This window comes from Pseudovibrio sp. JE062, from assembly GCF_000156235.1.
In the GTDB taxonomy this organism is placed as follows: domain Bacteria; phylum Pseudomonadota; class Alphaproteobacteria; order Rhizobiales; family Stappiaceae; genus Pseudovibrio.
The window spans coordinates 191050-202421 of the sequence record NZ_DS996808.1 but is presented as its reverse complement, the minus strand read 5'-3'; the positions used below and the strand labels follow the sequence as shown (position 1 = coordinate 202421).

The 11372-nt window shown below is 53.6% G+C and carries 13 protein-coding genes; 9 read left to right on the top strand and 4 right to left on the bottom strand.

Annotated features, from left to right (window positions below):
- Positions 1 to 154: 154 nt before the first annotated feature.
- Positions 155 to 1150 (top strand): UDP-glucuronic acid decarboxylase family protein, encoded by a 996-nt coding sequence (locus PJE062_RS10915; RefSeq protein WP_008549074.1) that lies wholly within the window; start codon positions 155 to 157, stop codon positions 1148 to 1150.
- A gap of 6 nt (positions 1151 to 1156) precedes the next feature.
- Here the strand turns inward: PJE062_RS10915 and PJE062_RS10910 are convergent, their stop codons facing one another.
- The 3 genes from PJE062_RS10910 to PJE062_RS10900 all read right to left on the bottom strand — a co-directional run bounded on the left by PJE062_RS10910 (position 1157) and on the right by PJE062_RS10900 (position 3832).
- The gene (locus PJE062_RS10910) at positions 1157 to 1816 is read right to left on the bottom strand and encodes an SDR family NAD(P)-dependent oxidoreductase (protein ID WP_008549196.1); all 660 of its coding nucleotides are present in this window, start codon (positions 1814 to 1816) and stop codon (positions 1157 to 1159) included.
- A 69-nt stretch (positions 1817 to 1885) separates the two neighbouring features.
- Positions 1886 to 2815 carry a nuclear transport factor 2 family protein gene (locus PJE062_RS10905; protein WP_008549458.1) on the bottom strand — a complete coding sequence of 310 codons (930 nt, stop codon included), beginning with the start codon at positions 2813 to 2815 and terminating at the stop codon, positions 1886 to 1888.
- A 12-nt stretch (positions 2816 to 2827) separates the two neighbouring features.
- Complete coding sequence (locus PJE062_RS10900) at positions 2828 to 3832, bottom strand: alpha/beta hydrolase (RefSeq protein ID WP_247643116.1); 1005 nt, start codon at positions 3830 to 3832, stop codon at positions 2828 to 2830.
- 189 nt (positions 3833 to 4021) lie between these two features.
- Here PJE062_RS10900 and PJE062_RS10895 point away from each other — a divergent pair, with 189 nt between their 5' ends.
- The 6 genes from PJE062_RS10895 to PJE062_RS10870 all read left to right on the top strand — a co-directional run bounded on the left by PJE062_RS10895 (position 4022) and on the right by PJE062_RS10870 (position 8506).
- On the top strand, positions 4022 to 4519 hold the full coding sequence (locus tag PJE062_RS10895; protein WP_008548983.1) for a trans-aconitate 2-methyltransferase: 498 nt from the start codon (positions 4022 to 4024) through the stop codon (positions 4517 to 4519).
- A gap of 322 nt (positions 4520 to 4841) precedes the next feature.
- Positions 4842 to 5450, top strand: coding sequence for a TetR/AcrR family transcriptional regulator (locus tag PJE062_RS10890; RefSeq protein ID WP_008549459.1), 609 nt, complete (start codon positions 4842 to 4844; stop codon positions 5448 to 5450).
- A gap of 149 nt (positions 5451 to 5599) precedes the next feature.
- Entirely contained in the window at positions 5600 to 6193 is a 594-nt protein-coding gene (locus tag PJE062_RS10885) for a TetR/AcrR family transcriptional regulator (RefSeq protein ID WP_008549271.1), read from the top strand.
- Between the two features lie 51 nt (positions 6194 to 6244).
- Positions 6245 to 6658 (top strand): Ohr family peroxiredoxin, encoded by a 414-nt coding sequence (locus PJE062_RS10880; protein WP_037036633.1) that lies wholly within the window; start codon positions 6245 to 6247, stop codon positions 6656 to 6658.
- A 46-nt stretch (positions 6659 to 6704) separates the two neighbouring features.
- Positions 6705 to 7736 (top strand): NADP-dependent oxidoreductase, encoded by a 1032-nt coding sequence (locus PJE062_RS10875; RefSeq protein WP_008549265.1) that lies wholly within the window; start codon positions 6705 to 6707, stop codon positions 7734 to 7736.
- A 92-nt stretch (positions 7737 to 7828) separates the two neighbouring features.
- Entirely contained in the window at positions 7829 to 8506 is a 678-nt protein-coding gene (locus PJE062_RS10870) for a type 1 glutamine amidotransferase domain-containing protein (protein WP_008549033.1), read from the top strand.
- 172 nt (positions 8507 to 8678) lie between these two features.
- Here PJE062_RS10870 and PJE062_RS10865 read toward each other — a convergent pair whose 3' ends face one another.
- Positions 8679 to 9218 carry a TetR/AcrR family transcriptional regulator gene (locus tag PJE062_RS10865; protein ID WP_008549381.1) on the bottom strand — a complete coding sequence of 180 codons (540 nt, stop codon included), beginning with the start codon at positions 9216 to 9218 and terminating at the stop codon, positions 8679 to 8681.
- Between the two features lie 103 nt (positions 9219 to 9321).
- On the opposite strand from PJE062_RS10865, the gene PJE062_RS10860 reads away from it, so the two are divergent.
- Both PJE062_RS10860 and PJE062_RS10855 read left to right on the top strand, forming a co-directional pair.
- Positions 9322 to 10611: a DJ-1/PfpI family protein gene (locus PJE062_RS10860; RefSeq protein WP_008548933.1), complete on the top strand. Its 1290-nt coding sequence runs from the start codon at positions 9322 to 9324 to the stop codon at positions 10609 to 10611.
- 159 nt (positions 10612 to 10770) lie between these two features.
- Positions 10771 to 11301 (top strand): YcnI family protein, encoded by a 531-nt coding sequence (locus tag PJE062_RS10855; RefSeq protein ID WP_008549289.1) that lies wholly within the window; start codon positions 10771 to 10773, stop codon positions 11299 to 11301.
- Positions 11302 to 11372: the final 71 nt, after the last annotated feature.

Below are 11372 nucleotides of genomic sequence, written 5' to 3'. Positions count from 1 at the left end.
CCAGCACATTTATTTGAAATTTGCTCAACAAAAGCGTGCAGAGCGGCATCTCTTTGAAAACACTCCCAATTATCGGTGGAGGTTTTTCAATATTTACCTCGCAAGGCAGGCTGATAGGCTTTTCCCAACTCTGACAATATTGCGGATTGGCCTCATGTTCTCACTTGATGATCGGCGCAGAATTCTTGTGACAGGTGGATCCGGTTTTCTCGGCTCCTATCTCAGTGAGAAGCTTTTGGAAGCAGGGCATGAAGTGCTCTGTCTGGACAACTTCTTCACCGGCACTCGCATGAATGTGGAACACCTCCTGGACCACAAGCGCTTTGAGCTGCTGCGCCACGATGTGTGTCAGCCGCTGTTTGTGGAAGTGGACGAGATCTATAACCTCGCCTGCCCGGCCTCTCCCGTGCATTATCAGTTCGATCCTGTACAGACCACAAAGACCAGTGTGCTTGGGGCGATCAACATGCTGGGGCTCGCCAAGCGGGTGAAGGCTAAGATCCTGCAGGCATCAACCTCAGAGATTTACGGCGACCCACAGGTTCACCCGCAACCGGAAGAGTACTGGGGGAATGTAAATCCCATCGGTGTACGCTCTTGTTATGACGAGGGAAAACGCTGCGCTGAGACGTTGTTTTATGATTACTACCGGCAAAACAACATCAACATCCGGGTCATGCGCATCTTCAACACTTACGGGCCGCGCATGCACCCCAATGATGGACGGGTGGTATCCAATTTCATCATGCAGGCGCTGATGAACAAACCGATCACACTTTACGGCGATGGCATGCAGACGCGGTCGTTCTGTTATCGCGATGATCTGGTGGATGGCATGATCAAACTGATGAACGCACCGGATCATATCTCCATGCCGATCAATATCGGCAATCCCAAGGAGTTCACCATCAAGCAGCTTGCTGAGCTTGTGCTGGAGCTAACCGGGTCCAAGTCCCGGATCATCAGAGAGCCACTTCCTCAGGATGATCCGCTCCAGCGCAAACCAGATATTACCCGCGCCAGAGATTATCTGGGGTGGCGTCCAACCACAGAACTTCGGGAAGGGCTGGGCAAGACGATCCAGTATTTTGAACAGCTTCTCTCCAAGCATGGAGAAGCCGAGGCAGTAAAGCTTATCCCAGCCGAGTAGAAGGTGTTACCAGTCCATTGGATGATGATCGCTGAAGAAGCCACCGTTTGGCCCAGCCTCCGGCAGAGTCGCCAACCAAATAGCTGTTTCTGCGCCTTGTTCAGGTGTGCGTGTCGCAGCGCTGCCGCCCATGCGGGTTTGAACCCAGCCAGGGCACATGGAGTTGATCTTGACGCAAGATGGCAGTTCGCGAGAAAGCGCAAGCGTCAGCGCGTTCAGAGCTGCCTTTGCAACGCCATAAGCGCCAGGTCCGCCTAGTCCTTCTGCAAATGAGCCCCATTCAGAGCTCATGTTCACAATACGCCCGTATTGCCGGTCGATCATGGAAGGCGCTGCGCGTCGTATCATGTGATAGGGACCATGCACCATCACCTGCATGCTCTGCTCAAACTGGCGCGGATTTTCCAGCATAGGCTCTTCGTAAAGCACACCCGCGTTGTTCACCAGAACGTCAATAACCCCAATATCATCATAGGCTTGCTCGATAGAGCGTAGATCGGTCACATCCAACTGCACATGCCCGCAGCCAATCTCTTTGGCCGCTTCAGCACCTGCTTCCGCATTGCGTGAGCCGATGATGACCTCAAGGCCTTCTTTCTTCAATCCTTTTGCGATGGCATACCCAATGCCTCTGTTACCACCGGTAATCAACGCACGTCTGGCCATCTGGCACCTCTGTTGCAGTTCTTGTTTGACGTCACTTAATTTAAAAAGTGATTCATTTTTATATTATAATCAAGGTTCACTGGTTGGGAAGCTGTCCGGTTCTTTTCCCTCTTCAATATCATAGGCAAAGCGGAAGGGTTCGGGGTTAAAGTACTCACGATAATACTGAATCTTGCCATGAGGCACGTGGAACAAACCGCCATAGATCTGATTGTATTCCCGGCCCGTCGTCAGGATTTCCACTTCTCCGGTGAACTCGGCAAACACCCATTCCGGCGACATCATGGGGTAAAATTTGAGGTTGGAGGTGAAATCCGCTTCTCCCGCATTTTCCGGCCAGGCGCTGTAGTGCTTGATGAGGTTCCTCTTACCTTCCACCACATCGGGAAAACCATCGGGTGAATAAGGCATATCCTGCACGGCCTTCTCTGACCACACGTCCGCCAGCGCGTCCATATCCTTGTTTTCCAATGCCTTTAAGAACCGAACAACAGCAGCCTGTGCCTTGCGGCGTTTTACGAACGGAGGAGGGTGACCTTTGGCACAATCCTTCGCGGTTTCAACGATATCTCCGTTGCCGTTTTCTGTTTTCAAAACAAAGCGTTGCTTGAAGATACGCCAGTGGTTGCTGCGTTTGTGCAAGCGGAACTGGTAGAGGCCTTCCACCTCCCAGACCTTCTCACCCAGATAAAGCTGTCCAACCACAGAGCAAGTGGTGATCGCGATGCCTTCTTCAATTCGCACGTTGAAGTCAGCAAGGGAATGACGGACAAGATCGAAACCGGGCAGCAAACCTGCCCAATCCATCAGCTGTTGTTCCCGGGTCTTCTTGTGCGCGGTGCCGCCGAACAAAGAGCTGTAATCCATCTCCACATGATCGCTGTAGAGCGTAGCAAGGCTCTCATAATCCCCCCGATCAAAACAATTGACCACGCCTTCAATAACCGAGGTTATGGCGGCAACATCCTTGGCCAGTTCAAGTTCGGAGGGGTCACTCATGGAAGATCCTGCTCACATCGTTGAAAGGAAGTGCTCGGCAACAGCTTCCAATGCGCGATCAATGGGTTGGGCCTTATCGTAGAAGTCAAACTGCGTCACATCCTCAAACCAAAGCGTCGTCGCTCTGTCGCCCATCCGCCGCGCAAACTCCCTTGCACCTTTAGGGATGGCCGCTGCTTCGCTGTGCACGATCAGCGTTGGCTGGTTCTGCTTTTCAGCGGTGTGCACGCCATCAAACGTCAGCCACGCTTCCCAGGAGGCGAGGTTGAACTTGTTATCGAACTCGGGGATCAGGCCACGATCTTCCTCGGTGTAATACTCCACATCGAACATCAGCGCCGTATCGTCCACTTTGCTGGCTGCCACGATGTAGCGTGGCTCTTCGTGGGTCAGGGCATCCCGTCCCACCTTCAGCAGCTCACTGACGCCTTCCGCACCACCGTAAACCTCTGAAACAATTTCAGAATTATGCAGCCACGGCGCAACCAAGGCCAACGAATGCACGTGCCTGTTTCCACCCGTCGCTGCGCTCATATACCCCGCAGATGCACAGATGCCGAGGCCGCAGATCCTGTCAGGGTCCACATCCGGACAGCGGCCCATGAAGTCGATCGCCGCGCGGATATCGTCGGTTTTGCGAACTGGGTCTTCCAGATACTTGGTTTTGCCGTCATGCGCAGAAAGCCCCCAGCCGCGGAAGTCAAACGCAAGCGCCACGAACCCGCGCATAGCCAGTTCTGAGGCATAAAGGCCGGCCATTTGCTCCTTCACGGAAGTCCATGCGCCCGTCACCACAACGCCGGGAAGTTTGCCAAAAGGCGGTCGTTTTTTAGGAAGATAGAGATCCCCATGCAGCTTCTCACCGTGGCACTCAAACTCCACTTGCCGCACTTCCACCTTATCCAGATTGCTCTCAAGTTTCTTCCGCTCAAGCATGTATCGATCCTTGGTTCTGCGCACCGTTACTGGCGCATAAGATCGCTCGTTGACTGGAAAAATGCCTTTAACAGGCAACATGGGCTTGTCCGCATCGTAAAAACGTGACTGCAGAGACAGGGCAAAATCGCTTAAACTCCTAGCGGACAGAAGGAAGACGCTGGGTAATGACCGCAATACATTGATTGTAGATTAGAATTATCTAAATTATATGTTGCTTTCTTAGCCGGCTACTCCCATATATGCCCTGTTGCAAAGGCGAGGCCCGAGATGAACGAGAAAGTTGCACATTGGAACGCGGTGTACGATGCCCGCCAGGAAGAGCAGCTGACATGGTATGAAAACCAGCCAACGCTGTCTTATCAACTTGTTATCAGCTATCTCAAACTGGGCCAGAGCTTCATCGACGTGGGTGGCGGCGCCTCAAAGCTGACCAGCATTCTGCACGCCGCTGGCTATGGTCCGCTCGCGGTTCTGGACATCTCCTCAGTGGTGCTGGAAGCAGGCAAAGAGCGTCTGGGCGGTGTGGCTGATGATGTGGAGTGGATCGCAGCGGACGTTACCAAGTGGTCGCCAGAGAGCACCTATCACGTTTGGCATGACCGTGCGGTGTTTCATTTCCTCACCAACGAGCAAGACCAGAAAGCCTATTTAGATGCGTTGGTTAAGTCCGTTCCTGTTGGTGGCATTGCCATCATTTCCACCTTTGCGGAAGACGGACCAGAGAAGTGTCCGGCTTCCTGTGCAGCGCTATCTCCCAGTCCTTAAACGAAAAACTGGAAGCACTTGCGCCGGGTGTTTTTGAGCAGATTGCAACGCAGGAACACACCCATATTACGCCAAAGAAAAACCAGCAAAAATTCCAGACAAGCGTGTTCAAGCGCGTAGCGTAATATGTAAAAGACCGACTTGAGCACCACGTAACTCATTATTAAAACAGCCGAATTCAGCAAGCGCTCGATCTTTATCAGAATTCATAGATGCCGATTTACCATCATCTTGGCAAAGTGTTGTTCCATCATGAGTTTCTAATCAGACTGCTTGCTCACACACAAAAGTAGCAGGCGTAGACGTGGAAAAGAGGCAGGTTATGAGTGACACGGACAGCACCCATGCAGGGTATTCAGAGAACTCTCCAGCCCCAGTTTCCAAGTCAGCAATTCTGGAAGCCGCGATCTGCTGCTTTGAAAAATTCGGTTATTTTGAAACCACTTACGCAGATATTGCGGCCAACGCCGGCCTGAAGGTTAAGGACGTCACGAGCATCTTCCCAACCAAGGATGAAGTGCTCGCGGAGTACATCACCACCTATGAAGACGACCTGCGTATGCAGCTGGAAGGGCATGAAGACCCTGATGCCACACAGCTGCAACAGATCTACTACATCTGCAAGACATCGCTGATTTTCCTGCGAACTCATAAGGTTATCACGGCGATCTGGTTTGAGTTCTATCGCCATAACGTGGCCAAGGTGGTTCTGCGCCGGTTCTTCGGGCAGATCAAAGCCCGCCTTGCCAAGCTGGTGCGTGAAGGCATTGAGCAGGGAACCATCAAGAAGAAGAACGAGCAGGATGTGGTGGAAGCCATCATTGCGCTTGTGGAAGGTACGCTGATCATTTCGCGGTTGGAGGAGTCTACTGACTTTGAGCAGCGCTTCGACAACTCGTGGGCGATCATGGAAGAGGGGCTGCGGGCATAACTGCGCCCCGGCCCAAGCCGTCAGCACGCACAACCTGAGGCTTATCCCCGCCTGACATTTCCCGTCATGAAGTCAATGTGAAGAGACGTCATCAGGGATAATGCGAAGGGCACTAGACGACCGGTCTATTTTTAATTAAAACACTCCTTATGAAGATGAAGAAGAGTGAAGCCACCCGTCAACACATCTTGGAAACCGGTCGTAAGTTGATAGCAGAGCAGGGTTTTTCCAGCATGGGCCTGAGCGTACTGCTGAAAACTGCCGGAGTTCCGAAAGGCTCGTTTTATCATTACTTCGAATCCAAAGAGCACTTCGGTTGCGTATTGGTTCAGCAATACCTAGATGAGTATATGAAGAGCTTGGACGCGCTGTTTGAAACAGACGCGCTGAACATGCGAGAAAAGCTGTTCCAGTACTGGCACCTCTGGGAGAACTACCAGCATTCAGAGGATGCATCCAAGCACTGCTTGATCGTGAAGCTGAGCGCCGAGATCGCAGACATTTCTGAAGATATGAGAGAACTGCTGGCCCGAATGACCGCACAAGTCGAACGGCGTCTTGGAGACGTTATCGAAGCGGGTGTTCAGGAAGGATCCATCGCTCCAAAACTGAATGCAAGAATGACAGCACAGATGCTCTACCAGATGTGGCTGGGTGCCAGCCTCATCGGGAAGGTCACAAGAGAAAAAACACCACTCCAGAAAGCACTGGAGGTCACTGAAATCATGCTGCCTGCTGCATAAAGCCATCAACCCGTAAGACCCAAACGCCAGTCCAAAATCTAAGGTGAAGATATGAAAGTCTTCTATGAATCAGACACTAAAGCAGAGAACGGACGCTCCGGTAGCCCGACGTTGAGCGACGAAGCTGCGAAAATTCGAGTGACCCCACCAGGAGCGGAGGGGCCAGGTGTAACGCCAGAGGAGCTCTTTGCCGTGGGCTATGCCTCCTGCTTTGAACACTCCCTAAAAATGGTCTCCGGCCATAAGGAATATCCGCTCAACGCCGTCGAGGTGCGTGCCGAAGGCAATGTCATCGAGAAGGACGAGGGCGGTTTCGTGCTGGACATTGATCTGCATCTTGAGTTCTCCGGTCTAACCCGTGAGCAGGCTGAAGATGTGATCCACACAGCCCATACGCTTTGCCCGTACTCCAACGCTATTTGTGGCAATGTGGATGTGCGCGTGTTCACCAAATTGAACTCATAAAATCAATAAAAACAAAGCATTACTATCATTAATTGAGGAACCTGAAATGCCGCAGAATACAGAAGTAAACCGCCAGATTGTGCTGGCGGAACGTCCTGTCGGGGCTCCGACATCTCAGAATTTCCGCCTGGAAGATGCTGCGATCCCAACGCCAGGTGAGGGCGAGATGCTGCTGCGTACGGTTTATCTCTCGCTGGATCCATACATGCGTGGCCGCATGAGTGACGCCAAATCCTATGCTGACCCGGTGGAGATTGGCGCTCCAATGGTGGGCGGCACTGTGTCTGTGGTGGTAAAATCCAACCTGAAGGGTTTTGCCGAAGGTGACTGGGTGGTGAGCCTAGGCGGTTGGCAGGACTACTCAATTTCCAATGGCGAGATGGTGTTCAACCTCGGCAAAGAGCCAGCAATGCCATCCTGGGCACTTGGCATTATGGGCATGCCGGGCTTCACTGCCTATGCAGGTCTTCTGGAAATCGGCGAACCGAAAGAGGGTGAAACCATTGCTGTTGCAGCAGCAACCGGCCCTGTTGGCGCAACCGTAGGCCAGATCGGCAAGATCAAAGGCTGCCGTGTTGTTGGCATCGCGGGCGGCGCTGAAAAGTGCAAGCACGCCGTAGACAATCTCGGTTTTGATGTCTGCCTCGACCGCAACTCCCCAACCTTTGCACAGGACCTGAAAGACGCGTGCCCGGACGGAATTGACGTTTATTTTGAAAACGTTGGCGGTGCTGTGTTTGATGCGGTTCTGCCGCTGCTGAACCCACATGCACGTATCCCGCTGTGCGGTCTGATCTCTCAGTACAACGCCACAAGCCTGCCAGATGGTCCGGACCGGATCGGCATGCTGATGGGCACCTTGCTGGTCAAAAAGATCCGCATGCAGGGCTTCATCATCTTCGACAGTTTCCCAAATCTTTACCCTAAGTTCGCAGCAGATATGCAGCAGTGGATCGCGCAGGGTAAAGTGAAGTACCGCGAGCAAATGGTAGATGGTTTGGAGAATGCCCCGGACGCATTCATGGGCCTCCTCGAAGGAAAGAACTTCGGCAAAGTTGTCGTAAAAGTCGGCGACTAACCTCTAAACGAGAACAACAAAAACAACACCAACATCAGTGCCTTCGGGCACTGGTGATCACTCCCCCTATGCCTGCTGAAAGGTAGATCACAATGAACGTGCTAATGGTCCTCACATCCCACGACAAGCTGGGCAACACAGGCGAGAAGACCGGCTTCTGGCTGGAAGAACTCGCGGCACCTTATTACGTCTTCAAAGACGCTGGCGCGACAATCACTCTGGCATCACCTGCCGGTGGCCAGCCCCCGCTGGATCCCAAAAGCGACCTGCCAGACTTCCAGACACCGGCTACCGACCGCTTCAAAGCAGACAGCGCCGCCAATGAAGCGCTTGCAAACACGGTTAAGCTGGAGAGCGTCTCTGCGGATGCATTTGATGCCGTGTTCTATCCAGGCGGCCACGGTCCTCTTTGGGATCTGGTGGACAACGCAGCTTCTATCTCATTGATTGAACAGCTGAACTCTGCGGACAAGCCAGTTGGCGTCGTCTGTCATGCCTCCGCTGCTCTGGTCAACGCAAAGGCTGCGGATGGCTCCGCTCTGGTGAAGGGCAAAAAGGTCACTGGATTCTCCAACACAGAAGAAGATGCCGTTCAGCTGACTGATGTTGTGCCGCTGCTGGTGGAAGATGCCTTGCAGGAAAAAGGTGCGCTCTACGAGAAAGGTCCGGATTGGGGTTCCTTCATTCTGGAAGATGGCAATCTCATCTCCGGTCAGAATCCGGCATCATCAGAAGCTGCTGCCAACGCCGTTCTGGCTCGCCTGCGCTAACCCGGCAGACCTACACAGACGCAAAGCCGGTGCAGACTTATGCTCTGCATCGGCTTTTTTTCATGCCGCTTTCAGGAGGGGCATAAAGTTTGCGGCTTCTGTTTGCGTTGAAATGTGCGTTGCTTTGCGTTCTTTTGGTTTTTCGTGCGTTCCTATGCAAAACGAACCCTGCTCACACGGTCTGTACTGCTCCGAGCAGAGCTTTGACCACCGCCTCCATTTTTCCCGAGTAGTCTTTCGCGTCCGCGCAGGAGACAAATACCCCTTTGGCGGCCATCACCAACACCATGGTTGTCTCCGCCGGAGTAGGTGAGAGATGTCTGCTTTCGATGAATTTTTCTAAGCGTTGCTCGAAGCGATCGATGGGCGTTTCTGTCTTGGAGGCGATCAGCTGCATGCCGCCTTCCAGAATGTCGACACCATGGGGTGAGCTGCGCACCATGGCCACGTGATCACCACCCCAGCGCTCAAACGCTTCCAGAATTGCATCCAGTGCGGTGTCTGCAGGCGCGTTATCCAACACGGCAATCGCGGTCTCATTCACCTCGGTCATATACTCCAGCAGCGCCCAGTCGCGCACCCGGTCCTTGGTCTTGAACCGATTGTACAGCGTCTGCCGTGTGCACCCGACAGCCTCTGCCAGATTACCCATGGTCGCTTTCTGAATCCCGTAGTGGCTGAGCAGCTCGACCACGGGCTTGTAGTTGATCATCGATGCCATTTGACTCTTTTTACATTTTTTATATAACTTGTCAAAATTGAGTGACAAGAATCTTTGGATGGGTTCGCCCGACCGAAGGAAAAGGAGAGTACCCATGAAACGCTATCGTATCGGTTATGTTGCTATGCCCGGCTTCAACGAATCCGAGCTTGGCGAGATGCAGGCCGTTCTGGGTATCAATCCGCTCAATCGCCCCGTTATCATCGGCGCCACCACAACACCAGTAACCGGTCAGCATGGCCTGACCTTTGTGCCGAACGCTGACTTTCAGGATCGCACGCCGCTGGATGTTCTGGTCATTCCGGATATTCCGAGAGCTGCTCAGGATGATCCGGCCTTCCAAACATTTCTGGCGGAGCAGTGCGCGCGTATTTCGCACGTTGTGGCGTCCAGCGGTGGTGTCGTTGCCCTTGCCAAGGCGGATGTGTTGGAGGGCAAAGCAGCAACAGCGGATGATCATGGCACTGCACTGCTGGCAGAATACGGCGCAAAGCCGGTGTTTGAACGCAGAGCCGTGGTGGACGGCAAGTTCCACACCGCAGGCCACTCCACTGGCATGATCGAAGCCGCGTTCATGGTGCTGGAGAAACTGCGTGGCACCCGCTTTGCCAGATTTGCAGAGCTGACCCTGGAATACGATCCCCACTGCCAGTACACCGCCCACACGCCAAGCAGGCTGGTGGATCTGGCAGATTGCGATGCTCCAACCATCGCAATGGCACTGCCCTCAGGATGTTATTTGCCAGACTTCCTGGGGGCGGTGGAGGTGCTGAGTGCGTTCCCCAACTCAACGCTTCATGTGGTCTCCCATGATAAAACACCGGTGCAATGTCTTCTTGGCCCAAAGGTGGTGCCAACCACCAGCTTTGAAGACTGCCCGCAAGTTGATTTTGTCATCATGGGCGCTACACAACCGTTTCTGCTGAAAGATAAGCAGTTATTGGATTTTGTCCGTCGGCAGGAGCCAAATGCGAAGGGCATGATCTCCGTGTGTGCAGGCACATTGGTTTATGCCACCGCTGGTCTGCTGAACGGCAGAACGGCCACCTCCAACTATCACCACACCCCGCTGCTGGATAAGCTGGGCGCCAGATCCAGCGGCACCGAAGTGGCCTATGACGGCAAGTTCTACAGCGCAGGCCCGGCCATCGGCTCCTATGAGGTGGCCTTGAGAGCGGTGCAGGATGTCTATGGCAAGGACGTCGCCCACCACATTGAACAGCAGGTGCTGCAATTTGCGCCCAATCCCGTGTTCAACGTGGGCTCACCTGAAAAGGCTGGCAAACTCATGGCACTCTTCGGCAAGTACCTGTTTTCTCCCTCACTACCGCTTTACCTCGCCACAGGCCGCAAAGGAGCCAAATACGTCGCCTCAAAGACATAAGCCGAAGCTGAGAGCCAATAAAAACAATTGATTAGCTTCTGACGGTTCCCCCTTCGCAAGAAGCAAACAGCGCGCAGTTGTTCTGACTGAGGACTGCGTGCCTGAGCCTTCCTGTGCCGTTTTCTGTCAGATCCCACCATTCACACCGAAAGTAACTCTATGAAAAAGCTTAGTTTATCGCTCCTCTCACTCACCATGATCGCAGCTTCCTCCGGCGCTTTTGCGCACGCAACGCTGGAACAGAAAGAGGCGGAGGTCGGCAGCACCTATAAGGGCGTGATCCGCATTGGTCATGGCTGTGATGGCCAGCCAACACTCAAGGTACGCGTTGAGATCCCTGAAGGTGTGGTTTCCGTCAAACCAATGCCCAAAGCCGGATGGAAGCTGGAAACCCAAACCGGCCCCTATGCAAAGAGCTACGAATACTACGGCAGAACTCTCAAGGAAGGCGTCAAGCAGATCACCTGGAGCGGCACCCTGCAGCACGAGCACTACGACGAGTTCGTCTTCCGCGGCAAGCTGCACAAAACGCTAGCTCCCGGCCAAACGCTCTACTTCAAAACCACGCAGGAATGCGCTGATGGCGAGAACGCGTGGGTCGAACTCCCAGCCGAAGGCCAGAACAGCCACGACCTGAAACGTCCAGCCCCCGGCGTGCACCTGACCAAACCATCCGAGCACTCGCACTAAACCGGTAGGCTTTCATAGCCGGACCACACCGCTGGCGGAACAGGCCCGGGCAGTCGCGTTTAGCCTTTCCC